Here is a 25,243-nt window from a genome sequence, read left to right on the forward strand (position 1 = left end):
GCCTAGGAGATCCACCCCGTTCGACAGTACAAACATCTCCAAGTTTTTTATAGTTCCATTTTTTATTCACGACATTCATCCCTACAAACCCGAATTTATTGACTTAAAAGTTTTTCCAATTCTGCGGTTTCCAATTCAATTTGTTTATTGAGAACCTTGATTTCTTCCAGAATTTGACTGGTAGGCGGATATTCAACCGACTTATATTCAACTACTTTGTATTTGTTAATTGACAAATCATAGCCATTGTCAACAATCTCCTGTTTGGGAACAAAGAAGGATTTTTCTGTTCGTTTACGAGTTTTCTCATCCTCAAGATTCTGGAATCGGTTGATAATATCAGGAATATCATTATCCTGGATGGCTGTACGTTTATCGTCTAAAGAATAACCGTCAGCCTGCATATCATAGAACCAAACATTATCAGTACCGCCGTATCCGGTCTTGGTAAAGATTAAAATAGCAGTAGATACACCTGCATAGGGCTTAAACACGCCACTTGGCATAGAAATAACAGCTTCTAACCGATTTTCCTCAATAATAGCTTTGCGAATTGCCTTATGCGCATTAGAGGAGCCAAACAAAACTCCATCAGGAACGATAGCTGCACACCTTCCGCCGTTTTGTAAAATGCGCAAGAATAAAGCTAAGAAAAGTAATTCTGTCTTTTTGGTCTTACAGACTCTCAACAAATCCGAAGATACAACATCATAATCCAGACTTCCTTTAAACGGTGGATTGGCCAAAACTAAAGAATACTTATTATTATCAGTGTTTTGATCAGACAGACTATCTCTGTATTGGATATTTGGATTCTCAATACCATGCGTCATCATATTCATGGCCCCAATACGAAGCATAGTCCGATCCATATCGAAACCGAAGAACATATCGTTATTATAGTGATTCATTATTTTTTCGTCATAAGAAATATCATCACTATACTTTTCATTGATGTACTCACCAGCTGATACCAGAAAACCACTGGTGCCGCAGGCCGGATCACAAATGATATCGTCAGTTTTTGGTGCAACCAGTTCAACCATCATGCGGATAATATGTCTTGGCGTACGGAACTGACCGTTTGTTCCGGATGTTGCAATCTTAGACAGCAAATATTCATATAAGTCCCCGCGAATATCGCTGTTCTTCCAATCAATATCATCCATGGCGGTAATGATTTTTTCTAACAGCTGCGGGGTCGGTATTTTAAAAATGGCATCTGCCATGTATTTAGAATATGTACTTTCTTTATCTGCATGGAGATTTTTAATAAACGGGAACACTTTGTTTTGGACAATATCATACATTTTCTCTGCCGGAAAATGCTTAAATTTTGACCACTTGCATAATTCATTTCCCTTAAAACGGCTTTCAAATTTAGTACCAAAGAACTGAGCATCGTGACTCTTTTCATCGTCAATAATATCCAATTCCCTTATAAAAATTAAATACGTGATTTGTTCAATCACATCTAACGGATTGGTAATTCCACCAGTCCAAAACATTTCCCATAATTTATCAACTCTGCTACGCAATTCACCGGCAATCATGTTTACACCTCATTAAGTGCATTAAATTTGCATTTTCAGATAGTTTCACTTTATTTTTATCTTAATTAATTATTTTATCATTCCTTACTACTAAAAACAATAATCAGCTCGGCATTTGTTTTTCCATATTATTTCCAGCCTTTCAGTATTTTCATGTTCAAAGCGGATAATCATTGTTTCCTAAGACATTTTTTCAAGCATTCCCCTTGAAGGAATATCGTTAACAGAAAGAATCTTCAAATTTTGATTCCCGTCCAGGTTCATGGCATGCTCCACCAATACTTCCTGAAACAGTTTGTCAATATACCGTCCGTTACCAAAATCTTTCTGCGATGATACTCCCTTCACGCATTCGCCAATCTTTTCTTTTACTCCTTTTTCAAGAACAAACCCTGCTTTCTTTGCCTTGCGGCAGAAGATTTCCACCAGTTCCGCATCGCTGTAATCGTGGAACTCAAAGGTGTAACCGATACGGGATTTCATGCCGGGATTTGTATCTACAAAAGTTTCCATCTTATCCTTATAGCCGGCAAAAATTACAACAATCCTGTCCTTATAATCCTCCATCATCTTAATCAGAACGGCCAGGGCTTCCTTGCCGTAATCGTTGGAGCCGGAACCGTCGCCATCCGTGATTGCATAAGCCTCGTCAATGAACAATACGCCATCCATAGCGTTCTCAATCAATTCTTTCGTCTTCGGCCCGGTCTGTCCCAAATACTGGCCCACCATATCCGTACTCTGGACTTCCGTAAATTTATCCTTCCTGCAAATGCCGCAGTCATACAGCATCCTGGCTACGATACGGGCCACTGTGGTTTTCCCGGTACCCGGATTCCCTGTAAACAGCATGTGGAAATTGGACGCAGGTATGTCCATCCTGGATTCCTTCGCCTGCTGTACAAACCGTACATAATGGCTGAACCGAATCATCTGCTCCTTTACGTTTTCCAGTCCGACCATTTCATGCAACGCTTCTTCAAAGGTTTGCTCATTGCGGGTATTGAAATCAGCCGGCAAATATCCGGTCGCTTTCACGCAATCGGAAAGATAGCAGACCAGCGAATCATTGTCAAACGGAAAATAGTCAAGATTTCTAACTACATACGATATGAATTCATTTTTATCAACAGCTATCTTTGTGCCATCCATCATGGATGTAAACTGACGATACACCTCTTCCGGCGACATATCGGTTACTGCAATCCGATGTTCACCGAACAGTGTTTTGAACGAACTGTCCAGATGCATAAAGCTATCCATCTCTTTTTGGTTTCCCGTCAGGATAATATAAGAACTGGGACGGTACTCGCGTAGAATCTGCAAACAGTGTTTCAACATGCGGGAGCGGTTATTGGTATAATCCGGATTTGCAAACTTCAACGAATACTGCATCCAAAACGAAATCCCGTCCAGAATATAAATCATGTTCCTCTTCGGTTCCAAAAAGTCCACATGGAAGGAATCGGAAGAACCATCACCGCCGCCGGCCATCAGGGATTCCATAAAATCGGTGAGGGAAATAAAAGCGCAGGCAGGACTCAGGTACGGACACTTTGCCTGCAACGCGATTGAAAGCATCGCCGCCTTTAGCATAACAGACTTCTTGTCAGAACCGACAACGGAACCGTAAAAACCATTCCTGTTTTCCCCCAGCCGGAACTCTTTTTCAATCTCTTTCACTGCAGCTTCCTCTTCCTGAAGACAGCGTGTCATATAGGATACATACTTGCCCTGCTGCAGCAAATCATAAACAAATGTCACGAGGCAGAACAGCATCGCCACATTGTCTATCATCTGACCATGGAACACTTTCAGAAAGAATTCATCCTGTTCGATGCCAGCATTAGGAATCGTAATCGTTCGCCAAAAATAATAGGGGATGAGCGGTTTTCCTTCACAGAGTTTCAGCAAATACTCTTCCGAGAATTCGCCATTATAATCCTTCGAAAACAACTCTTCCAGACAGGGAGGGTAAGCCAGGACAAGGCGATACGTTCCTTCTGTTACGTTAAGTGTAACATGGGGCAGAACCGCTCCCATATCAATCATTCTTTTGGCAAAACGCAAAGAAGCAGAAGAAACCGTAAGCTTTTCCAAAAAGTCATCAGAGAAATGGAACGGCAGGGCCTCCATATCCTGATACGTTTTGACTGCCTTGGCCGCGTATTTCATCCGCTGCCGCTTTTCCTCCTCCGGATCCGTCTGACGCAAATAATGAATATACGAAGCAATGTTGGCAAGGCAAAATTTACAGGTCCTGGCCAGATAACAACGGGGTTCTGTTTCTTTGCTGCAAGAGCGCAACGTTAAGAATTCATGGACAAACCCGTCTTTTTTACGGTTTGCTGCTTTAAAACGACGGTTTTTTAAAAGACACGTCTGATTCCGCTTTTCTATACAACCTGCCACACAGGATGCCACATTCATATCCATGTCAGGAGCGTACCACCCCTTGATGGTTACCCCGTCATTATCTTCAGCAATAAGCTCCGTATCATCTGCTTCCATATTAAGAATATAAAATAAATCGCAGGCTGGCTGTATCTGAAGCAAATCCTTCTTATTTTTTGAGCGGTAAAAACTACAGAATTGTTGCATATAAGAGGCAATACGATACCAAGGCTCCGGTATATCAGATAAATCGTACTCATCATGTAACATCCATTTGATTTCGCCCGGAGTTTTTATCGGCTGAATCCCCATCTTGAGATTTACGTTAACGCGAATAGGAGCAGAGTCAGAAATAATTACATCTTTCGTATCAGTATGCGGCATTTGTTTTCCGTTTATTATAACATTCGAGTTCTTGTCTGATCCATTATCCTTGCCAGTCGTATTTAATTCTTTATTTCGGTCTTTTTCATTGGAACCTTTTGCAAGTCTGTCAAAGAACATTATAACTCCTTCTCCCTTCTTTACAGGTCCACATCTTCATCCATTTCTTTTCGCACATCATAAACAGAGTTATCTATGTTAGCACCGCGATTTCTATCAGTCTGCGTATCTTCAATGGCTTTAGCCAACAATTCGATTTCCAAAGCATCATTGTATTCTTCAATTCGTTTCTGCAAAAACACGAAATCAACCAGCCAGCCAATTATAAATCCGCCAAGAGTAAAAAATAACAGAATGCCTTTAAAGAAATCACCGACATAAAACCGATGGACACCAAAAATCCCCAGGAAAAGCCATAGAATATAAGCTATTACAGAACTTTTTTTCTGATTGTCATATTCTTTAGCGTATATGAGGTAACGATTTGTGGAGATTTTATAATTGCCACCTGTGCCTGTTTTTACGGTGTACATTAAAGTATTTTCATTATAAATTACTTTCCGGTATTTCAAAACGGTTTTATCCATCCCTGCTTCATCTCTTTTCTGCATTTGCATTTTTTCCATTAATTATATTTATTATAACTATTAAATGTGACAATGCCATGTCTCTGAGCCAATATGCTTCATTTTCTTGTCCTTTTTCCTGTCACTTCTTTCATAATTATCTTGTAAAAACCTGCATTGTTTCTGCGAAATCAAAAAGGGGGGAACCTCCCCACTATCTACATTATAAATCATTGTGAGTCCAAAAGTCTCCTCTTGCATGCGCAAATTAAAAATCCCTGCCAACCCACCAGTGACGCGTGTTGACAGGGATTAACCTTTTTCTCGTTTTAAAATTCATCAATTTCATGCTTTCATTGATGAATACTCAACGTTCGCTTATTTTGCTTACTAACCTACTTTCTCTTGACAAATAATAAAACCTGACGATTACTATTTATCCAAAAGAACCAGGCCTAACTGTTTCAAAAAACTATCTTTCCTTCACTGCCTCCAGTAAGCCTTTACACCCCTTTACTACATCTTCATAGGTTTCATCAAAATTTCCCGTGTACCAGGGGTCGGCCACCTCCCGGTTTTCCCCGGCAAACTGCAACAACATGGTTATCTTTTTCTCCGGGTCGCCGCCAAACAGCCGCAGCATATCGTGAACATTTTCCGCATCCATGGCAATCAGGTAATCATACGCGGCGTAATCCGCTTTACTGAGCAGCGTGGCCCTGCGTTTCGCAAAAGGAATTCCCATCTGCCGCAGCTTGGCTCTGGTTCCATAATGCGTGTCATTCCCCAGCTCATCACGCCGGGCCGCTTTGGATTCAATCACAAACCTGGTTTCCAGGCCGGCCTTACGCACCATATCTTTCATTACAAACTCTGCCATAGGTGAACGGCAGATGTTGCCATGACAGACAAACAGAATTTTAATCATATGATTTACCCTTGTAAAAAAGATAACGCGGAACTATTCACTGTCTTATTCAGGTTCCGGGAAAAAGGCGGCCCCTTTTACAATATCAAACATTTCTTTCTGGCTGTTTGTTTCCATAATCTTCGCCCGTTCCGCCTCTGTAAACCGCGAGGCGGGCCCGGCCAGGGACAGTGTCAGTTCGCCTGCGCAGGCATCCATGCTTGCTTCACCCGCGGCAGCGGCGGCACGGCGTTTTTCCCACTCCTGACCGGCCAAACGGGATGCCGTGAAGGCAAAAATCTCCCGGATCTCGCCGCAGAATTCCCGGAAATAGTCATCATACGCGTTGCTGGAACGGGAAGCGCAGCCGCCCCGGCAGATAAAGGCATACGGGCAGCTCTGGCAGGCCGGTATCAGGTCCACGGTACGGGTACGCCACTTTGCCTTATTGAAATTCCATAAGAACCGGCTCATACCAGGCTGGATATACCCAGTCGCCTGGTCGTCTTTCCCTACGACGTCCCAGCAGGAAAAGACTTTCCCGAAGGGGTCCACCACCAGCATTCCCATCTCGGCGCCGCAATACGCCGGGGAGAAATCCGGATACCCTTCCTTCTTAAAGAGATTCTTCATCCGGTTCCAGATCATGTTGTACTGGCTCTGGCGGGCAACTGCTTCCTCCGCTGTGAAGCCGATCTTCATCATTTCGTCAATGGTATCCTGCTCGCTGATATTCTTTTCCGGATGCGCGTCATCGGTGGTCGCCTTAAAGTAATACGAGAACTCGCCCCGCTTTGTCTTCGCCTGGGGGTCGGTTTTCCTGAGTTCCTCTTCCTCTTTGGCCCGTTCTTCTTCTTTCGCGATAAAGCCCCGGGCCTTCAGGTCATCGATCAGTTCCTTCATCCCGTGCAGATTCTCTTTGCCCACGTTCACCCGCAGATTTACCCTCACGCCCCGCTGCAGCGCCAGCTCCACATTGCGCAGGATGCGGTCGTAGGTGGGCAGACCGTCCTTGTGGAGACGCCGGCGGTCATTCAGCTCCGCCGTGCCATCCACCGTCACCTGTAAGCTTCTCAGCTTGTATTCTTCTATGAAGTCCAGATACGTTTCCAGATCGTACCCGTTGGTAATGGCGCCCATAGACAGGCCCATTTCCCTGCATTTGTCGGCAATCTTTTTTACCACGCCGAGGTTCTTTGCCAGGAACGGTTCCCCGCCATAGAACGAGCAGCCGTTCACCATATAACCCCGCGCTCTGTAGTCCTTCAGCGCGCCGAAAACGGTTTCTATCATCTCATCGCTTATGGTGTTATCGAGCCAGTCCTGCCCTTTCTTCAGCCGGTGCTGTTCAAAGCAGTACGGGCAGCGGAAATTGCAGTCATAGGTAGGCATGATGACCAGTCCCACACCGCTGCGGCCCTGAATGGTCTTGAAGATGCGTGAAAGAAGTTTCAGGTCCGCCAGTTCGCCCGCTTCGTCTTTTCGGGTGATATGTCCGCGCAGCATAAGCCGTTCCCGCAGCGCGGCGGGCAATCCGGCAAAATCTCCTGCCTGCAGCTTGTCCGCGTCTTCCTTCGGCACTACGTCCACGGCGCCGTACAAGCCGTTCGTCAGCAGCGTGTACCCCTCAATCGGTTTTTCATCCGTACCGACCAGCGGCAGGATGATTTCATAGGTGCTTAGTCTCATGATTCACATCTCCTTTTACTAAACATATTTCTATTATATATACAAGGCAGGGTCATTAAAATTGACGCTGATAAATTTTTTAAATTATATCATGACAATCTTTACTGTGTAAAACATAATTAAACACAAAAAATACATATTTTCGTCAAGCTTTCGCCCTTTTTTTCGATTACTATAATCACAACGAACAGGATTGAATCAATCCGACAAATTCTACAAAACAACGTAAACGATTAAAAGGAGGCGAAACAAGATGAAATTCAACTTCAAAAAAATAGTAACAGCCGCATGCATGGCCGCTTTTCTTGCCACTTCGTTCTTACCGGGAATCAGTGAAGCCGCCAATGGCCGCATGAGCCTTGCGCAGGCACAGCAGCAGGTGAAACGTCCGCTGCACCGTCATTACAAACCCACTGCGAAACCGGGTCATAAGCTTCATGCCAAACACATGCAACACCGGTATGCTAAGCACAGACCGGCCATGCATACCAGAGGTCCTGTCTCTCACACCTGGAAACCCGTACGGCATGCCCCGCTCCACCAAATGAAACGCCACAGCCCCGGTTTTAAATCATACGGCAAAGTACATCGTATGGCGTCGGCACATCATACGCATCACGGTTTCAGACGATAACCGCACTCATAGCCGCCCGTCACCAAACGGGCGTTTTTTTTATTACAGGAAACGCTGATTCATTCGTCTCCTTCATAAAAAAGTTTTCTAAAACTCACACAAATCATTGAATCATTTATGGGCATGCGTTATAATAATAGGGTAAGCTTCCCGTAAGTTTACATTACCTATGATAATTTTAAAATCGTATTAAAATTTTAAAAATCAAGGAGGAGAAGTTTTATGAAAAAAACGTATGTTGCTGGTTCCCTGATGCTGGTTATGGCTCTCATGATGGCCGGTTGCGGCGGCGGGGACAAAAAGCCTGATGCCCCGAAGAAAGACGCTCCGAAAGCAGCGGCGGCCACCGATACCGTAATGCTGTATTCGTCCATGCAGGAAGACCAGCTGAACGCGGTTAAGAAAGCCTTTGAAAAGAAATATCCCAACATTAAGATGGATTATTATTTCGCAGGCACCGGCAAAGTTAAAACCAAAATCTTCACCGAAGCAAAAGGCGGCCAGGTTGCAGCTGACGTAATCTGGGTTGGCGACCCTGCCGACTACATCGGATTCAAAGCCGACGGGAAGATCCTCCAGAAATATGAATCCCCGGAAGCCAAGAACATCGATAAGGCCTTTATCGATCCGGAAGGCTTCTACACCGGCGCCCGTATGATGAACATGGGCATCGCCTACAACACCACCAAAGTAAAGAAGGAAGAAGCTCCCAAGACCTGGAACGATTTGCTGGATCCGAAATGGAAAGGCCAGATCGTTATGACCGACCCTGGCACAGCCGGCACCACCAAATACGCGGTTGGCGCATTGATGGCCAGCAAGGATTACGGTCCTGCTTTCTTTGAAAAACTGAAAGCCAACGGTACGGAACTCCAGTCCGGCACCACCGCTTCCCACAACCAGATCGCGGCCGGCGCTTACAAAGTCGGCATGTGCCTGGACTATGTTACCAACAACCTGAAAGCCAAAGGCTCCACCATCGACTTTGTATATCTGGACAAAGACATCGTTTCCATTTTCAGCCCTGTAGCTTTGGTTAAAGGCGCCAAGAACGAAAAGAACGGCAAACTGCTGATTGACTTCATCCTCTCCAAGGAAGGCCAGGAAGTTCTGGTTGCCAACAACCTGCTGTCCGTCCGCAAAGACGTAAAACAGAAGGGCGAAAGCGCCGAAACCATTGCCAAACGCGCTATGAAGGTTGACCTGCAGGCACTGGCAACCGGTTCCAAAGATATGCTGAAACAGTTTGACGGCATCTTCAAGAAAAAATAATCCGTAACGTTAATTGCAAAGGGCAGCAATTTAGTTGCCGCCTATCCGATTCTAAGGAAGCACTGATGTAACAAGTGTCTCCTGAAACCTCATGGTGAAGACAGGGGATGCCCTGCCTTCACCATTTTTCTATTTCACCATTAATGGAGGAAGACCTATGGCTGATGTCCGTTTTGAAAACATCACGTTCCACTATGGGGATAAATGCATTCTGAAAAATTTTTCCCTCACCGTGGAAGAAAGCCAGATCATGTGCCTGGTAGGTCCTTCCGGCTGCGGCAAGACCACCCTGGTGCGCTGCCTGTTAGGGTTTATCAAACCCGAGACAGGCGCCATCTATGTGGGTGACCGCTGTGTATTCAGCGCCAAAGACCGGATCGACGTGCCCCCCGAACGCCGCCACATCGGCGTGGTGTTCCAGGATTACGCAGTCTGGCCCCATCTGACCGTTTTAGAAAATATCCTGTATCCTATGAAGAAGATGCGGATGAACCGGGACGAAATGGCCCGCCGGTCCAAACATGCCCTGGAACAGGTCCGCATGGTAGGATATGAAAATCATCTGCCCAGCCAGCTTTCCGGCGGGCAGCAGCAGCGCGTGGCCATCGCCCGTGCGCTGGTAAGCAGCGACGAAGTCATCGTCATGGACGAACCCATCACCAACCTGGACGCCAAACTCCGGGAAGAAATGCTGCAGGAGATCCGGGTGATCCAGCACGATATCGGCACCACCATCCTGTACATCACCCACGACCAGGAAGCGGCGCTGCAGCTCTGCGACAAAATGGCGATCATGGATTACGAAGGCAATCTGTGCCAGCTGGGCGCCGACGAGGATATCATCCTGCGTCCCGCCAACCGTTTTGTCTTTGAGTTTATCGGCGTGTCCAATTTCCTTTCCCTGGTGCAGCAGAACGGCCGCGCCTATATCGACGTAGGCGAAAAGTATCCGTTGGATGACTGCCCCATGGACATTTTCGCCGGCGGGCAGAAAATGGAAATGGGCGTACGTTCCAACGATATCGCTTTCGACAACACATCCCCCATCCGTGCCAAAGTCCGCAGTTCCGTCTTTCTGGGCAGCGAGTACAACTACTTTATCCAGTTAGGCAACCGGGACCTGCGGGTACAGCAAAACGCCCTGGATGTAATCCAGCACGGCGAAGTGAAGGAAGGACAGGAAGTCGGCCTGCGTTTTCTGCAGCCCCGTTATTATCCGGCTAAAGAGCAGAAAGGAGGCAACGCATGAATATCGGTAAATCACGCAAAACGTCAGACTTAGCTGCTCTGGACGGCGCAACCTTCGGACTGGATAAGGCCATGACCCTGGTCAGCTTTGTCCTGCTGTTCGTCATCGTATTTATCCCCATCTTCATGATTGTGTACAATGCGTTCTTCTTTGAGGGGAAATTCGATATTGAAATGTTCCAGACGGTGGTATTCAGCAAAGACAATGTGGAAGCCATGACCAACACCGTCATCATCGGGGTTGCGGTGACCATCTTCGGCACCATCGTGGGCCTGTTCTACGCCTGGCTGCTGGGCCGCAGCGACATCCCCTGTAAAGGCCTCATGCGGGCCCTGTTCATGATCCCTTACATGTTCCCGCCTTTCTTCGGGGCCATGGCCTGGGACATGCTGCTATCCGGACGCGGCGGCTATGTGAACACCTGGCTGATGAACACCTTCGGTTTTGAAACCGCCCCGCTGAACATCAACTCCCTGTGGGGCATCATCTTCGTGGAAGTTTCCTACTATTTCCCCTTCGTGTTCATGCAGGTGGTTTCTGCGCTGGAACGCATGGACCCCACCCTGGAAGAATCCGCCCGTATCGCCGGCGCCTCACAGGGCACGGTTATCCGTAAGATCACGATCCCGCTGGTGACCCCGGCCATTTCCGCCGGCGCTCTGCTGATCCTGATCTCCTCCCTGGCGCACTTTGGTGTTCCGGCTATCTTAGGTTTCTCCAAACAGATCTACACACTGCCCACCGTAATTTACGCCTGCATCGACCGGGCGGGCGGCAGTTTCGAAGGCATCCGTCAGGGCGCGGCCCTCTCTATCCTGCTGGTATTCGTCGTAGCCATGGCGCTGATTTTACAGAAGATCGTCCTCAGCTCCGGGTCCTACGACATCATCAAGGGCAAGAGCATGCGTCCTACCCTGATCAAACTGCGCGGCGCAAAATATCCGCTGCTGTTCTTATCGGTCATCACCCTGATCGTCATCGTACTGGTTCCCCTGATCATGATTTTCCTGGAAGGCCTGGTCAAAGCCTATGGCCTGCCGCTTATCCCGGAAAACTTTACGCTGGAGAACTTCCAGAATCTGGCTACCAGCAAGGCGACCATGGATTCCATCCGCAATTCCCTGTTCCTTTCCATCTCCGCCGGTGTCATCTGTATGTTCCTTGGCGTTATGGTGGCGTATGTTGTTATTAAGATCAAACCCAGAGGGAAAGAAATTCTGGAAATGCTCTCCGTACTTCCTTACTCCATTCCCGGCACCGTACTGGCTATCGGCGTAATCCTGGCCTGGTCCGGCGCGCTGTGGGGCATCAGCCTCTACAACACCATCTGGATCATCCTGGTAGCCTACATGGCCCGTTACCTGTCCTTCTCCATGAAGAGCGCTTCCGCCTCGCTGCAGCAGGTGCATCCTTCCCTGGAAGAAGCGGCAAGGGCCTGCGGCGCGTCCCATACGGAATCCCTGAAAGACGTAACGCTGCCGTTGATCCGTCCCGCCATGGTAGCAGGCTTCTTCCTGATTTTCCTGCCCTCCATGCGCGAGCTGACCACGTCCATCCTGTTGTACGGTCCTTATACCCGTACCCTGGGCGTGCAGATCTTCGCACTGCGTGACTCCGGTCAGATTCCCCAGGCATCCGCGCTGGCTGCCATCGCGATCCTCATCATTATCGTCTGCAACTTTATCGTAACCCAGATTACCAAAGACAGAAAGGGTGTGTAAAACATGGCGGAAGATCAGATTATCTTAAAACATGTAACCAAACGTTTTACCACCAAGACCCTGGGCACGGTAACGGCGGTAAACGATTTCAATCTCAACATCCACGAGGGCGAATGCTTTTCGTTCTTAGGTCCCTCCGGCTGCGGCAAGACCACGACCCTGCGTATGATCGCGGGTTTCGAAGACTTGTCGGAAGGTGAGATCCACCTCTGCGGCCAGCCGGTTTCCATCAAAGAAAAAAACCTCTACGTTCCTCCCGAAAAGCGGGGACTGGGCATGGTATTCCAGGCTTTCGCAGTCTGGCCCCACATGAATATTTTTGACAACGTGGCTTTCCCCCTGCAGATCAAAAAGGTTCCTCACGATGAGATCCGCAAACGGGTAAAGGAAGCGCTGCATCACACCAGTCTGGACAACATGGAAGACGTGTATCCTTCTGACCTGTCCGGCGGACAGCAGCAGCGTATCGCCTTAGCCCGGGCCATCGTCACCAACCCCAAGGTCATGCTGCTGGACGAACCGCTGTCCAACCTTGACCCCAAACTGCGGGAAAGCATGCGTTTCGAAATCAAGGCCCTGCAGCGCAAGTTCGGTTTCACCGTTATCTTTGTAACCCACGACCAGAGTGAAGCCATGGCCATCTCCGACCGGATGATGGTCTGCGACATGGGCAACATCATGCAGATCGACACCCCGTCCAATCTGTACAACAAACCGGTGAACCGTTTCGTGCACAACTTCCTGGGCCAGTCCACCTTCCTGCACGTAGTGCTGGATCACGGCCAGGTCTACGCCCGGGGCGACATGCAGAATCCGCTGCCGCTGACCATTCCGGAACATGCCGACAGGGAAATGGTGGTAGCCACCCGGCCCAACGCCATCGACCTGAACCGGGACCACGGTTTCAAGACACACATTTACAGCCGCGTGTTCCTGACCGATACCACCGAGTATCTGGTACCGATGGGCGACCAGCTTCTGAAGATCCAGACGCCGCACCGCATTGCCTTCGGCAAAGGCGAAGAATGTTATGTGGACTTCACCCACGTTATGTGGTATCCGGAAGAAGATGAAAGCGCTGAAGCGGAACGCGCGAAACGGCAGTTAGTGTAAGTTGTGTCACCGTAAGTCATTTTTCAATTTTTACCCGACACATGCTGACAAACCGTTGACGCGAAACCGAAGCGTCTGTTCTGTATCTCAATAAAAATTATTCCCCCAATTACAACTTCGTAATTGGGGGATTTTTTTCACCACGGTAGTATGTTTTGAAAATGTAATAGTCTCCTGCGCTATTTGCAACGCAGGAGACTTCAGCGTATCGTATTTTATTTTGCGTATCCGTGGGCAGCGTCATAGTCTTTGTTTTCCTTTAACGCTTCGGCCTGGGTTGCTTTATCCCGTTCCCATGCGGCATTCTTTTCCGCCTTAATCTGCTCTTCATTTTTCGCTGCCGCTTCTATTTTCTTTTCTGCGGCTTCTTCTTTCAGCTGTTTGACAGATTCATTCTTATAACCGTGGGACGCGTCATAGTCTTTATTTTCTTTTACCGCTTCTTTCTGGGTTTCTTTGTCCCGTTCCCACGCGGCATTCTTTTCCGCCTTAACCTGCTCTTCTTTCTTTTCTGCCGCTTCCTTTTTCAGTTCTTTGGCAGCTTCATTCTTATAACCGTGGGCTGCGTCATAATCCTTGTTTTCCTGCGGCGCTGCCGTCTGGGTCGCCTTATCCTGTTCCGGGCTCGGCGTTACCGTTTGCGCAAGCGCTGTAGAAGCAAACAGACAGGCCAGAACGCCTGCAACCATCATAGATTTTTTAACTACGTGTTTCATGAAACACACCTCCTTCAGTATTTTAATTATAACACTTAACAAGAAATTTTACATTATTTTTTAGAGAGTGCGGATCACAAAAAATGCAAAGGGCGCTGACCGTAAAAATCAGCGCCCTTGTTCATAACTTTATGAATCCATGCTTCCCTCTTTTCAAGCCTTTTCGACTTCACTGAGTATCTTCCGTTCGAATTCAGCAGCAGGCAGCGGTGCGGAGAAATAATACCCCTGCACCAGATTGCAGCCCGCGTTCCGCAACAGGTTCAGCTGCCCTGCCGTCTCCACGCCTTCGGCGATAACAGGAACCTTCAGGGAACGGGCAATGTCTACGATCAATTCCACAAGACGGAAATCCTTTTCATTCCGTTCGATGTTCCGGATGAACGCAATGTCCATCTTTAAAACGTCAATCGGCATGGAAGAAAGCATGTTCAGGGAGGAATAGCCGGAACCGAAATCGTCCATTTCGATTTTATACCCTTTGGCCCGCAATTCTTCAATAACCTGAATCAGCTGCTCCGCGTTTTCGGTATAAGCGGATTCGGTGACCTCCAGCTTGATATCCCCGGCCTGCAGCTCATGCCTTGCGATGATCCCGTCAAGAATTTCCATCAGGTTCGGGTCGAACACATCCACCCGGGAGAGGTTGACGGATACCGGCATGACCACGCCGTGCCGGCTGCGCCAGGTGGCAATCTGCCGGGCAGCTTCTTTCCATACATAGTTATCCAGTTCGGTGATCTGCCCGCTTTGCTCAAACAGAGGGACAAAATCGGCCGGTGAAAGCAGGCCCAGTTCCGGATGCCGCCAGCGGACAAGCGCCTCAGCGCTGGACAGGCGCGGATGTTCCGCCTGAATATCATATTTGGGCTGGTAGTAAACCTCCAGCTCTCCCTTCTCCAAGGCACGGTTCAGGTCATTTAGAAGACGCTGATCCCGGTTTTCCCGTTTTTCCATCTTAGCGTCAAAAATCGCCGCCTGGGTTTTGAACGTTCCGCGCATCTTGTTGCAGGCGGTACGGGCCAGGTCAAACTGGGTAACCGGTTCCATATCCTTTTGCCAGGGCTTCACCCCCATGCGCAGCGAGATGTTGGCATTATGGAAGAGTTTGTCCATGCGTGCCTGGAACCGTTCCAGCTGTGCCTGCCAGTCTTCCCGGTGAGGGCTGTAGATATCAAAACGGTCCGCCTCATACCGGCTGGCTATACTGCCCGTTTCCTCAGCGAACCGGCTGATCTCATCGCCCAGTTCACGTAATACCTTGTCCCCAAAGTCCCGTCCATGCAGCGCGTTGATGGAATGGAACCGTTCAATATTCATGACGACCGCGTCCCTTGGCTGCTCGGGATGTTCGCGACAAAGCCGGCTGGCGTATACGAGGAAAAAGTTCCAGTTATACAGCCCGGTCAGATGGTCGTGTTCCGTTTCGGAAATAATCTGACGGCCTTCTTCCGCTTTTTCTTCCGACTGCATATTCCGTATCTGCATCCAGAAAACTATGGCGACAATGCTGGCAACCAGAGCCACTACGTAGCCCAGATTGTCTCTCACAAAATCGGACAACGTAACCTTCGTATCCCGGAAAGCATAATTGTTCAGCGCGGAATTGAGAGACGTTTCCGGAATGACATGATTGATTTTGTTGAGGATCGAATACAGGCAGTCGTCTTTTTTGCGGACTGCAAAAGACAAATCCCGGTTTTTGTTAGTTGTGAGGACAGACAATTTGTATTTTTCAAACAAATTGCTTTCCAAACCGATACGGTAGTTGCTCACCAAACTATAATCTGCCTCGCCGTTGGCCACCGCCTGATAAGCAGACTGAATATCTTTATAATATTTTGCCTTCCATTTGGGGAAATGATCTTTCAGAAAGGTATCGTACCCGGGGTTACCTTCCACGACAGCAACCTTCATTTCCTTATCCACTACAATGCCCCTGTGATCATCCGTACGGACTACGGCGAACATTTCCGTACTGATAAGAGGATCGGTAATAATGATGCCCCGCTGCTCGCCGTCATAGGCGCTGAGAGCTATGGGGAACACACAGTCGATTTCGCCTTTGGCCAACGCCTGCAAGGCGGCTTCCGTTGTAGCATACGCCCTGGGTTCAAAGGTGGGTTTCGCATTCTTTTCTGCTTTCTCCGCAAACGTGATATAATCCGCCAGGGCGCCCACAAGTTTTTTACTGTTCTCGTCCTGCTTACAGAAGGGGAGAAAATGATCCCGATACCCTACACGGATCGTACCGTGTTGCGACAGCCATTCCCGTTCTTCCATCGTAAGGAACTTGTTTACGGCACTGGACCGGTTAAACTTCTGGGTCATCTGCTGGTTAAAATCCCGGTTCTCTTCAAAAATGCGGTTCATGGCAGTGTCCAGATCGCTTTTCAAATCGGGACGGTTCTTGTTAATGCCAAAGAACGATTCCGCAAAGCCGACCTTGACTACCGGCACCACATCGGCAGAGTTGCCATAGGTGTCCAGGGTCACCAGCATATCGATTTCACCGTTTTTAAGCATCTCCAGCAGCTTGGGGGTTTTGGCCGTCAATTCTACGATGATCGGGTGCACATTATGTTTTTCGACCCACTGCTTAAAAAGCTGCTCCTGAATACTGTTCTTGTTAACGCCCACACGTTTTCCATTAAAGGTGGAAAAGTCGTCCGGCCTGATTTCATTGTTATTGGGCGTAATAAAGACATGATATCCCTCCGCGCCCATCGCTTCTGCGGAATAGAGAATCTTTTCCGCCCGCTTCGGAGTATAAGACACATCGCTGAGGATGTCGATTTCTCCCGCAATCAGTTTTTCCAGCAGTGTTGACCAGCTGCCTTCTACATATTCATACTTCCAGCCGGTGTAGGTTGCAATGCGCTGCTGGTATTCGTAGCCGTAACCGGAGCGCCGCCCGAACTGATCCCGGCGGTGAAACGCCGAATCGTACCAGCCAACCCGCACAAGCTTTTGCGCCCGTTCATGCGCACATGCTGTGAAAGATACTGCCATGGTCAGCAAAGTGATTACACTCAGCAAAACCCCGAGCATCCTTTTGCATCGCATAATATCCGCCTCCGTGTCCATGTATAAAACAGTAATATTTTACTGCATGAATATAAAAAATATATACGACGAACGATTCTTAAAAATCAAACTACTTAATTATTATAACACTTTTTAAGGAATTTTTCCAGCCTGAAGGAAAACAAAAATAACCACGCAAGCCTTATACCTGCGTGGTTACCGAATCCTTTGCAACTGTCTGGTCAAACTTTTCTTTCTCTATCGGTTTCTGCAAAAATTTGCGTGTGCTGTGTCGGATCTTAATCAAAGTCAGAGCATCCATGCGAATCATCTTCTAATTTCTTCCTCACAGTGCCGCAGTATTTTTTCCACCGGCGCACCTTCGATATCAAGTCCTGTCGCTTTGATCAATTTAACGTCCTTAATATGATAAAAGTTTTGCGCCAACGCTTGAATGTACCCAAATCCATATTGTTCCGGGAAGAAGTCCCCGCCGGCCGTCGTGACATAGTACAGCCGTTCCGCCCGGCACAAGCCTTCCGGAATCCCATCCGGCGTGTACCGAAAGGTTATGCCGACCACGTTGATCTGCTCCATATACGACTTCAGAACTGCAGGAAAGGACAGATCCCAAAAAGGAGCAGCAATAATGATCTCATCGGCTTGCGCGAACTGCCTTGCATAGGCAAAGACAGGATTGTCAAAATCCCCTTCCCGCAAAAGGCGATCCCTTTTTTCAAGAAACGCCTCATCCACCGTCGGGAAAACACATTCCTCCAGACGCAGCCGCGTATACGGAGCGTTCAGCGTGTTCAAAAGACAGTCCGCAAGGCGTCTTGTACGTGAGTTTTTCCGAACACAGGCATCAATATATAAGACCATGATAAAACGCCCTTTCTGATTGATTGAAAATAAAAATAGCTATGCAGTTTGAACTCTGCATAGCTACTGGATTTACAATGGTGGCCCCGGAGGGATTCGAACCCCCGACCTTTTGGTTCGTAGCCAAACGCTCTATCCAGCTGAGCTACGGAGTCACATTATCGCTGATTTCAACAGCAAAGCTATTATAACTAAAATGAAAGGGATTGTCAATACTTTTTACAGAAATTTATTGTATCAGCACCGGCGTAAAATTTTGCGTATCGGCGGAAACCAGTTTATAACGGCAGCCGTCCCGTTCCCCTTCAAAGATGGAAGCCGCCCCTTCCGCGCCGTGAATGTGACCGAACACGCAGGTCTTCACGTTGTATTCGTCAATCATCTGTTTGAAAACAGAGTCCTCTTCCGCCGAATAAAAAGGCGGATAATGCAAGGCCAGCAGGATTTCATCGTACCCTTCTTTTTTGGCAGCGTCCAGCGAAGCTCTGATCCGCAACGCTTCATGACGGAGGATACTGTCGTCGGTTTCCGGCTTGTAACCTTCACAGGCGGGCGTCAGCCAGGCCCTTGAACCGCAGATGGCAAGCTTTGCTGTTTCCGTGTTTACCGGATAAAAATTATTTTGCAGAAAGAAGAAGGCGTTTCCTGTCGCCTGTTTCATTTTGGAAAGACCGGTCCACCAGTAATCGTGGTTGCCACGCAGCATCACTTTCTTCCCCGGCAGTTCCGCTATAAAACGCAGATCATCCTGCACCGCGTCCGTCAGCTTCATGGCCCAGGAAATATCGCCGCAGAGAATGACCACGTCTTCCGGTTCAACGGTCTGTTTCCAGTTTTCCATAATGCGTTGCCGGTGATGCTGCCAGTGCTCCCCGAACACCGTCATGGGTTTTGTTTCGGGAACTCCGGAAAAATGCAGATCCCCTATGGCATAAATGTGCACGTTGTTCTCCTCCGCTCATTGATTCCGCAACCATCCAAAGATGAATACGTGAAAGCTTTCCTTCTCCTGTTTTTATCATTGTATCACAAATCCCGCGAAACAAAAACTTTTTGAAAATGAACGGCATGCACATTCCATTTGCTCCCCATACCATGTACATAGTTTCTTCACAGTTTTGCCTAACTTTTGTTACAAATTCCCATACCATTTTCCTTATAATGAAGTCGGTCCGGCAGAGATGCTTGTCCGGTCCCTCTCGATAACACATTAGCGTATGCGCACAGGCGCACGGAAAACGGCTGAAGCCCGCAGCATCTTTGCAGTCCGATTTGAAATCACAGCCGGCTTTCCGCATTATGTATCGTTTCAGGAGGAACAACAATGGACGCACAGACCAGATTGGAAATTCAGAATTTAACCGAACAGCAGCAGCAGTATGTAATACAGACGCTGCCTGTAAAAGAAAAATCTCTTTCGTCTGCTTATATTTTCTGGGTACTGTTCGGGGCGCATTATTTTTATTTGAACAAACCGTTCAAAAACATCTTTTTGTGGGCGCTGTGTTATATTTACATCGGCTTTGCCTGGTGGCTCATTGATCTTTTCCGCATGAAAAGCCTGGTCGCCGAGTGTAACCGTGAAATTGCCAAACAGGTCATTCACGATGCCATTCTGCTTTACCCCAAGCCGCAGAAACTGCACAGCGAAACGATTGACGCGGAGTATAAAGCTTCCTGATCATTCCGGCAGATTTTTCAGGCATGCTTTACTCTGAAAGTCATCAAAAACAAAACCGGCATCTGCAACATGCCGGTTTATTTTTTATGGATTTGTCATGACAGAATTTGTGTTTACTCACATTTCCGCGCTGTCAAACAGCAGCGTAACCGGTCCGTCGTTTACGGAATGTACCTGCATGTCGGCGCCGAATTCTCCGTGTTCCACTGCAAAACCTCTGGCGCGGCAGGTCTCCATAAATTTTTCGTACAGGGGAACCGCCTGCTCCGGTTTGGCCGCGTGGGAAAAGCCGGGACGGCGTTTCTTCAGGTCAGCATAGAGGGTGAACTGGGAAATCACCAAAAGGGCGCCGCCCACCTGGTCCAGGCTCAGATTCATCTTTCCGTTTTCATCTTCAAAAACGCGGCAGTTACAAATCTTTTCCGCCATCTTATCCGCTATGGCTTCCGTATCTTCAGGCCCGATGCCCAACAGGATCAGAAAACCCTGCCCAATCTTTCCCGTAACGTTTCCTTCAATTACTACCGACGCTTCTTTTACCCTGGTTACTACGGCTCTCATCGAATCACTCCTGCTCCTTGTTTTTTATTTTTCTTACATGTGTTATATATAATATCATTGCATACATCGGCCTGCAACATTTTTTCTGTACAATCCCTGCAAAAAACGATTCCCCAATTGCAATCGCAAACTGCAATTGGGGAATTTGTTTATAAACAATATGTAATTACCATGCGCTGAGAATGCTGCCCTTGAAATGGTCAATAATAAACTTCTTGTTTTCTTCCGAACGGTACACTTTCTCAATCTGTTTGATCCGCGGATCGTTGAAATTCTTTTCCGTTGTAACAAAAATATTTACATAGGGATTGTCCGCGCCTTCCACAATGATAGCGTCCTTCAGAGGATTCAGTCCCGCAGGCAGCGCGTAGTTTACATTGATGCAGGCAATGGTCACGTCTTTAATGCTTCTGGGAATGCCGGCTGCGTCCAGCTCCTGGAATTTAAAGTTGTGTTTGTTTTCCACCACGTCCGTTAATGCGGTAACGGAATTTGTTTTATCTTTCACTTTGATCAGTCCCGCATTGTCCAGCATCAGCAGCGCGCGGCCGCCGTTGGACGGATCGTTGGGAATTGCAACCGTTGCGCCGTCGGGAATGGTCTCGCCCTTTTTCACTTTGGTGGAATATACGGCCATCGGGAAAATTACGGTCTTAAAGCATTCTTTTAACTTAAAGCTGGGTTCCTTTTTCAGGGTCGCCGCCAGATACGGCGCATGCTGCATGCTGTTGGCAAACAGTTCGCCCTGGTTCAGGGCTACGTTAGGCGTTACGAAATCGTTAAATTCCACCACTTCGATCTTCAGGCCCTGCTTTTCCGCCAGTTTCTTTACGTTGTCCATGATTTCCGCATGCGGTCCTGCGGTTACGCCAATCTTGATCGGCTTATCTGCTGCCGGTGCTTTCTTTTCTTCTTTCTTGTCTCCGCCACCGCAGCCCGTCAGGCTGAACGCCAGAAGAGCCGTTGCCAGAATCAGTGAAACTTTTTTCAAAAACATATGAAATCCCCTCCAATTTCCTTTTCTTCTCATATCATATGTAAAAAGTATGATATAGAACTATTATTTCAAATTATAACCAACTTTACTGTTCTGTCAATAAAATTTGTGAATCAGTTAACAATTTTATCCAGCGAATCCGAATTCTTTGACAGATTGTACAGGAAGTTACACTCAACAGACTTCCGAAAGCAAAGTCTCCTGCTTTTCCACGCTGATTAAAAGGCTATTTCGGTCTGCCAAAAGGCTGTTTCAATCGGAATTCTTCCGGAATATGATCGTCCCGGCTCCAGTCTGTAATGACCGCTTTGCGATCCCCATCCACTTCCACAATATTTAAGGCGCCATTGCCGATGGGATGCTGCCAGATTTCATCCAGCGGAATGCCCGCAATGGTCAGAAGGATACTGCTGATACACATCATGTGAGATACGATCAGCACGGTTTTTCCTTCATGCTTTTTTACAATTTCCCAAAAGGTTTTCCAGGCCCGCTTCTGTGTTTCCGTAAACGGTTCTCCGCCTTTGAGTCCGACTTTTGTGGGAGCGGTGCGCCAGACATCATACCAGCCCGGATACTTTTCATCTATTTCCGATACCAGCAGGCCTTCCCACTCGCCCACGCCCATTTCCTGCAGCCCTTCTGTGGGATACACAGGAATCCTTCTGTCGCCCCGGATAATCTCCGCGGTTTCCACCGCCCGCTGCAACGGACTGGTGTAAATAGCGTTCAATGTTATATTCTGCAGACCGTTTTTTGCAAAACCGGCCTGCTGCCTTCCCGTATCATTCAGGGGAATGTCCGAAAGGCCCTGAAACCGGTGCAGTACATTCCACTCTGTTTCCCCGTGACGAATCAATATGACTGTTGTCTTCATACAATAATCCTTTTCTCCCGCAACGCAGCCTGCATTACAGTAAAGCAGGTGATTCTCCCGAAACAGGAAAACCACCTGCATTTTTCCTTAACAAACCGTACATTAAACTATCTGTGCACTTGCCGGAATGATTGTCAATCCTTTTGCCGCATTCTCTTACTACAACACCGAAAACACAGCAATATTTATTTTACAGCTTCCCCAAAGGCACGGCCGTACTGACGGCACTCTTCCATGTGCGCTTCATCCGGCACCCACTGGCAGCGGATTCCGTCATTGACAATCGCAAAGCCTGCGCCCTGCAGCAGTTCCGTCATCTGTTTTACCGCTTCGCCGCTCCAGCCGTAGCTGCCAAACGCCGCGGCCTTTTTGTTTTTGAACTTCAGGCCCCGGATCAGCTCCAGCATGCCGCCGATAGAATAGGCGAACCCATAATTGATGGTAGGCGAACCCACCAGGATCGCTTTGGACTTAAACACTTCCGTGGCAATATCGCTCTTGTCTTCTTTGGCCGCGTTCATCAGCTTGATGACCACGTCCGGGTCAGCCTGCCGGATGCCTTCCGCGATACACTCTGCCATACGGCGGGTAGACTCCCACATGGTGTCGTACACAAAGGTGATCTGATTCTCCTGATAATTGGCCGCCCATTTCTGATAGGTCTCCACGATCTGCATGGGATTATCCCGCCAGATGATGCCGTGGCTGGGGCAGATCATGTCAACCGGCACGTTCATGGCCAGGATTTCCTTAATCTTCCGGGTCACCATGGGGCTGTAGGGATTCAAAATGTTTACGTAATATTTCATGGCTTCGCTGTACATTTCATGAACATCTACTTTATCGTTGTACAGTTCTTCGCTGGCAAAGTGCTGCCCGAAGCCGTCGTTGCTGAAGAGAATATTTTCTCCGGTCATGTAGGTGAACATGGTGTCCGGCCAGTGCAGCATGGGCGCTTCAATAAAAACAAGTTTGGAGTCACCCAGGTCCAGGGTGTCGCCGGTCTTTACGTTCACAAAGTTCCAGTCCTGATGATAGTGTCCCCGGATAATGCTTTCGCCTTTTTTGGTGCAGTAAATGGGCACATCCGGAATTTCCCGCATCAGGGCAGGCAGGGCGCCGCTGTGATCGATCTCGTTGTGGTTCATGATCACGTAATCGATCTTCTTCAGGTCGATCGTTTCTTTTAAATTGGTTACATATTCCTCATCGTAGGGTTTCCAGCAGGTATCGATCAGCGCCGTCTTTTTGTCCTGCACCAGATAGGAATTATAGGAAGAACCTTTGTAGGTGGAGAGCTCATGTCCGTGAAAATACACCAGCTCCCAGTCAATCTTTCCTACCCAGGTTACTTTATCGGTAATCTTTTTAGCCATGCAACGTCTCCTTTCCGGCTTATCCGCCGGCTATTGAAAAAAATCAGCCAGGTTGTTTTCCTTATCTTTGAAATATTGAGAAACCGTCTCTGTAACAACGCGAAACCGTGTTTTCCTGTCAATTATCTGTGACTGCGGAAATAATTTAACGCAACATCCGGGAACAGCGCGTAAGACAACACGTCTTCTACACTGAGGCCGGGATAGCCCGCTTCATCCAGACGGTCGCGCATGGTCTTAAGCTGGGGCTTAATGTCATCGGCAGGACGGTGGTCAATGACCGGCTCGTCTCCGATGGCCAGCTTCCGCACTTCCGGATTGATAGGTCCGGCCGTTTTGCCGTACCGGCCGCGGATCAGTTCCTTTACTTCGCGGGGAATCATTTTGTAACGGCCCATAGCCACGTTCATCACCGCCATGGAACCGACGATCTGGCTGGTAGGCGTAACCAGGGGCGGATAGCCTAAATCTTCCCGCACCTGGGGCATTTCCTTCAGCACTTCGTCCAGCTTGTCGCCGATGCCCATGCCTGCCATCTGGCTGCGCAGGTTGGACAGCATGCCGCCGGGAATCTGATACAGCAGCACTTTGGGATTTACGTTAAAGTTCGGGTTCACATGGAACTCATTGACAATTTTACTCTTGACGCCGGTGAAATATTCTGCCAGCTCATTTAACGTTTCCAGATTCAGTCCCGTATCCCGGGGGCTTTCCGCCAACGTGGCCACCATGGCTTCGGTACAGGGCTGGCTTGTGGTTCCCGAGAACGGGGCCAGCGCCGTATCCAGAATATCCACGCCGGCTTCCGCCGCTTTCAGCGCGGTCATGTGACCCAGACCGGTGGTACAGTGATTATGAAGTTCCAGCGGAACCGCAATTTCTTTTTTCAATGCTTTAATCAGATTTTCCGCGCCGTAGGGGCTCAACAGACCCGCCATATCTTTAATGCAGATGGAATCGGCCCCCATCTGTACCATTTCCTTGGCCAGCCGCACAAAGTCCTCCGGTTTGTGATACGGACTGGTTGTGTAAACCAGCGCGCCCTGCATATGGGCTCCGGCCTTCTTGCCTGCTTTAAAGGAAGTTTCCAGATTTCTCGTATCGTTGAGCGCGTCAAATACACGGATAATGGAGACGCCGTTTTCCACGCTCTTTTTAATGAACTCAGACACTACGTCGTCCGCATAATGGTTGTAGCCTAACAGATTCTGGCCCCGCAACAGCATCTGGATGGGTGTGTTCGGCATCCGGTGCCGCAAAATCCGCAGACGGCCCCAGGGGTCTTCATCTAAAAAACGCAGGCAGGCGTCAAAGGTCGCGCCGCCCCAGGCTTCAATAGCATGATAACCAACGTTGTCCAGTTTTTCCAGAACCGGAATCATATCCTGCACCCGCATCCGGGTCGCAACCAAAGACTGCGGGCCGTCCCGCAATACGGTTTCTGTAATTTTCAAGGGTTTTACTTCTGTCATCTTAACACTCCTTTACCGGATTTCGTAAAAATCAAATTTAAATAATTTAAAATTTGTCAAAAATTATGTCCATACATACAACCTACGCGCCTTATTATAACACAAAAAGCCGGTCATGTATACAAAATACACTGAGAATAATTCCTGATTAAAATAGAAATATTTTTTTACA

The 25,243-nt window shown here is 48.1% G+C and carries 20 protein-coding genes and 1 tRNA gene; 6 read left to right on the forward strand and 15 right to left on the reverse strand.

Annotation, left to right across the window (positions count from 1 at the left end; all coding sequences use genetic code 11):
• Positions 1-95: 95 nt before the first annotated feature.
• The 5 genes from QZV31_RS07140 to QZV31_RS07160 all read right to left on the reverse strand — a co-directional run bounded on the left by QZV31_RS07140 (position 96) and on the right by QZV31_RS07160 (position 7,493).
• Positions 96-1,553, reverse strand: coding sequence for a class I SAM-dependent DNA methyltransferase (locus QZV31_RS07140; protein WP_295359382.1), 1,458 nt, complete (start codon positions 1,551-1,553; stop codon positions 96-98).
• A 180-nt stretch (positions 1,554-1,733) separates the two neighbouring features.
• Entirely contained in the window at positions 1,734-3,989 is a 2,256-nt protein-coding gene (locus tag QZV31_RS07145) for an AAA family ATPase (RefSeq protein ID WP_295359383.1), read from the reverse strand.
• A 482-nt stretch (positions 3,990-4,471) separates the two neighbouring features.
• Positions 4,472-4,942: a TM2 domain-containing protein gene (locus tag QZV31_RS07150; RefSeq protein ID WP_295359384.1), complete on the reverse strand. Its 471-nt coding sequence runs from the start codon at positions 4,940-4,942 to the stop codon at positions 4,472-4,474.
• 427 nt (positions 4,943-5,369) lie between these two features.
• The gene (locus tag QZV31_RS07155; protein ID WP_295359385.1) at positions 5,370-5,825 is read right to left on the reverse strand and encodes a low molecular weight protein-tyrosine-phosphatase; all 456 of its coding nucleotides are present in this window, start codon (positions 5,823-5,825) and stop codon (positions 5,370-5,372) included.
• Positions 5,826-5,870: 45 nt separating this feature from the next.
• Positions 5,871-7,493 (reverse strand): radical SAM protein, encoded by a 1,623-nt coding sequence (locus QZV31_RS07160; RefSeq protein ID WP_295359386.1) that lies wholly within the window; start codon positions 7,491-7,493, stop codon positions 5,871-5,873.
• Between the two features lie 253 nt (positions 7,494-7,746).
• On the opposite strand from QZV31_RS07160, the gene QZV31_RS07165 reads away from it, so the two are divergent.
• The 5 genes from QZV31_RS07165 to QZV31_RS07185 all read left to right on the forward strand — a co-directional run bounded on the left by QZV31_RS07165 (position 7,747) and on the right by QZV31_RS07185 (position 13,482).
• Positions 7,747-8,127: a hypothetical protein gene (locus QZV31_RS07165; RefSeq protein WP_295359387.1), complete on the forward strand. Its 381-nt coding sequence runs from the start codon at positions 7,747-7,749 to the stop codon at positions 8,125-8,127.
• A gap of 222 nt (positions 8,128-8,349) precedes the next feature.
• The gene (locus tag QZV31_RS07170) at positions 8,350-9,399 is read left to right on the forward strand and encodes an ABC transporter substrate-binding protein (RefSeq protein WP_295359388.1); all 1,050 of its coding nucleotides are present in this window, start codon (positions 8,350-8,352) and stop codon (positions 9,397-9,399) included.
• 157 nt (positions 9,400-9,556) lie between these two features.
• Positions 9,557-10,648, forward strand: coding sequence for an ABC transporter ATP-binding protein (locus QZV31_RS07175; RefSeq protein ID WP_093729316.1), 1,092 nt, complete (start codon positions 9,557-9,559; stop codon positions 10,646-10,648).
• Complete coding sequence (locus QZV31_RS07180; protein ID WP_295359389.1) at positions 10,645-12,369, forward strand: iron ABC transporter permease; 1,725 nt, start codon at positions 10,645-10,647, stop codon at positions 12,367-12,369. The genes QZV31_RS07175 and QZV31_RS07180 overlap by 4 nt, the downstream gene beginning before the upstream one ends.
• Positions 12,370-12,372: 3 nt before the next feature.
• Complete coding sequence (locus QZV31_RS07185; RefSeq protein WP_295359390.1) at positions 12,373-13,482, forward strand: ABC transporter ATP-binding protein; 1,110 nt, start codon at positions 12,373-12,375, stop codon at positions 13,480-13,482.
• 215 nt (positions 13,483-13,697) lie between these two features.
• Here QZV31_RS07185 and QZV31_RS07190 read toward each other — a convergent pair whose 3' ends face one another.
• The 5 genes from QZV31_RS07190 to QZV31_RS07210 form a co-directional block, all read right to left on the reverse strand.
• Entirely contained in the window at positions 13,698-14,198 is a 501-nt protein-coding gene (locus QZV31_RS07190) for a hypothetical protein (RefSeq protein ID WP_295359391.1), read from the reverse strand.
• 153 nt (positions 14,199-14,351) lie between these two features.
• Positions 14,352-17,264, reverse strand: a complete 2,913-nt coding sequence (locus QZV31_RS07195; protein WP_295359392.1) for an EAL domain-containing protein — start codon at positions 17,262-17,264, stop codon at positions 14,352-14,354.
• 288 nt (positions 17,265-17,552) lie between these two features.
• Positions 17,553-18,107 carry an NAD(P)H-dependent oxidoreductase gene (locus QZV31_RS07200; RefSeq protein WP_295359393.1) on the reverse strand — a complete coding sequence of 185 codons (555 nt, stop codon included), beginning with the start codon at positions 18,105-18,107 and terminating at the stop codon, positions 17,553-17,555.
• Positions 18,108-18,185: 78 nt separating this feature from the next.
• Positions 18,186-18,262, reverse strand: a tRNA-Arg gene (locus tag QZV31_RS07205).
• A gap of 74 nt (positions 18,263-18,336) precedes the next feature.
• A complete protein-coding gene (locus tag QZV31_RS07210) occupies positions 18,337-19,050 on the reverse strand; it encodes a metallophosphoesterase (protein ID WP_295359394.1) in 714 nt (237 codons plus the stop codon).
• Between the two features lie 381 nt (positions 19,051-19,431).
• Here QZV31_RS07210 and QZV31_RS07215 point away from each other — a divergent pair, with 381 nt between their 5' ends.
• Entirely contained in the window at positions 19,432-19,788 is a 357-nt protein-coding gene (locus tag QZV31_RS07215) for a TM2 domain-containing protein (protein WP_295359395.1), read from the forward strand.
• A gap of 117 nt (positions 19,789-19,905) precedes the next feature.
• Here QZV31_RS07215 and dtd read toward each other — a convergent pair whose 3' ends face one another.
• The 5 genes from dtd to QZV31_RS07240 form a co-directional block, all read right to left on the reverse strand.
• Positions 19,906-20,349 (reverse strand): D-aminoacyl-tRNA deacylase, encoded by a 444-nt coding sequence (gene dtd, locus QZV31_RS07220; RefSeq protein ID WP_093729343.1) that lies wholly within the window; start codon positions 20,347-20,349, stop codon positions 19,906-19,908.
• Positions 20,350-20,515: 166 nt separating this feature from the next.
• A complete protein-coding gene (locus QZV31_RS07225; RefSeq protein WP_295359396.1) occupies positions 20,516-21,346 on the reverse strand; it encodes a MetQ/NlpA family ABC transporter substrate-binding protein in 831 nt (276 codons plus the stop codon).
• A 226-nt stretch (positions 21,347-21,572) separates the two neighbouring features.
• A complete protein-coding gene (locus tag QZV31_RS07230) occupies positions 21,573-22,223 on the reverse strand; it encodes a histidine phosphatase family protein (RefSeq protein WP_295359397.1) in 651 nt (216 codons plus the stop codon).
• Positions 22,224-22,408: 185 nt separating this feature from the next.
• Positions 22,409-23,599 carry an anaerobic nitric oxide reductase flavorubredoxin gene (locus QZV31_RS07235; protein ID WP_093729346.1) on the reverse strand — a complete coding sequence of 397 codons (1,191 nt, stop codon included), beginning with the start codon at positions 23,597-23,599 and terminating at the stop codon, positions 22,409-22,411.
• Positions 23,600-23,721: 122 nt separating this feature from the next.
• Positions 23,722-25,071: a pyruvate carboxylase subunit B gene (locus tag QZV31_RS07240; RefSeq protein WP_093729347.1), complete on the reverse strand. Its 1,350-nt coding sequence runs from the start codon at positions 25,069-25,071 to the stop codon at positions 23,722-23,724.
• Between the last annotated feature and the right edge of the window lie 172 nt (positions 25,072-25,243).

Origin of the sequence: uncultured Succiniclasticum sp., from assembly GCF_902793885.1 — a bacterium.
In the GTDB taxonomy this organism is placed as follows: domain Bacteria; phylum Bacillota; class Negativicutes; order Acidaminococcales; family Acidaminococcaceae; genus Succiniclasticum.

Bases quoted from the DNA above. Each gene is read 5' to 3' on its own strand.
- QZV31_RS07140 (WP_295359382.1), bottom strand. From the start codon at position 1,553: ATGATTGCCGGTGAATTGCGTAGCAGAGTTGATAAATTATGGGAAATG.
- QZV31_RS07145 (WP_295359383.1), bottom strand. From the start codon at position 3,989: ATGGATATGAATGTGGCATCCTGTGTGGCAGGTTGTATAGAAAAGCGG.
- QZV31_RS07150 (WP_295359384.1), bottom strand. From the start codon at position 4,942: ATGCAGAAAAGAGATGAAGCAGGGATGGATAAAACCGTTTTGAAATAC.
- QZV31_RS07155 (WP_295359385.1), bottom strand. From the start codon at position 5,825: ATGATTAAAATTCTGTTTGTCTGTCATGGCAACATCTGCCGTTCACCT.
- QZV31_RS07160 (WP_295359386.1), bottom strand. From the start codon at position 7,493: ATGAGACTAAGCACCTATGAAATCATCCTGCCGCTGGTCGGTACGGAT.
- QZV31_RS07165 (WP_295359387.1), top strand. From the start codon at position 7,747: ATGAAATTCAACTTCAAAAAAATAGTAACAGCCGCATGCATGGCCGCT.
- QZV31_RS07170 (WP_295359388.1), top strand. From the start codon at position 8,350: ATGAAAAAAACGTATGTTGCTGGTTCCCTGATGCTGGTTATGGCTCTC.
- QZV31_RS07175 (WP_093729316.1), top strand. From the start codon at position 9,557: ATGGCTGATGTCCGTTTTGAAAACATCACGTTCCACTATGGGGATAAA.
- QZV31_RS07180 (WP_295359389.1), top strand. From the start codon at position 10,645: ATGAATATCGGTAAATCACGCAAAACGTCAGACTTAGCTGCTCTGGAC.
- QZV31_RS07185 (WP_295359390.1), top strand. From the start codon at position 12,373: ATGGCGGAAGATCAGATTATCTTAAAACATGTAACCAAACGTTTTACC.
- QZV31_RS07190 (WP_295359391.1), bottom strand. From the start codon at position 14,198: ATGAAACACGTAGTTAAAAAATCTATGATGGTTGCAGGCGTTCTGGCC.
- QZV31_RS07195 (WP_295359392.1), bottom strand. From the start codon at position 17,264: ATGCGATGCAAAAGGATGCTCGGGGTTTTGCTGAGTGTAATCACTTTG.
- QZV31_RS07200 (WP_295359393.1), bottom strand. From the start codon at position 18,107: ATGGTCTTATATATTGATGCCTGTGTTCGGAAAAACTCACGTACAAGA.
- QZV31_RS07215 (WP_295359395.1), top strand. From the start codon at position 19,432: ATGGACGCACAGACCAGATTGGAAATTCAGAATTTAACCGAACAGCAG.
- dtd (WP_093729343.1), bottom strand. From the start codon at position 20,349: ATGAGAGCCGTAGTAACCAGGGTAAAAGAAGCGTCGGTAGTAATTGAA.
- QZV31_RS07225 (WP_295359396.1), bottom strand. From the start codon at position 21,346: ATGTTTTTGAAAAAAGTTTCACTGATTCTGGCAACGGCTCTTCTGGCG.
- QZV31_RS07230 (WP_295359397.1), bottom strand. From the start codon at position 22,223: ATGAAGACAACAGTCATATTGATTCGTCACGGGGAAACAGAGTGGAAT.
- QZV31_RS07235 (WP_093729346.1), bottom strand. From the start codon at position 23,599: ATGGCTAAAAAGATTACCGATAAAGTAACCTGGGTAGGAAAGATTGAC.
- QZV31_RS07240 (WP_093729347.1), bottom strand. From the start codon at position 25,071: ATGACAGAAGTAAAACCCTTGAAAATTACAGAAACCGTATTGCGGGAC.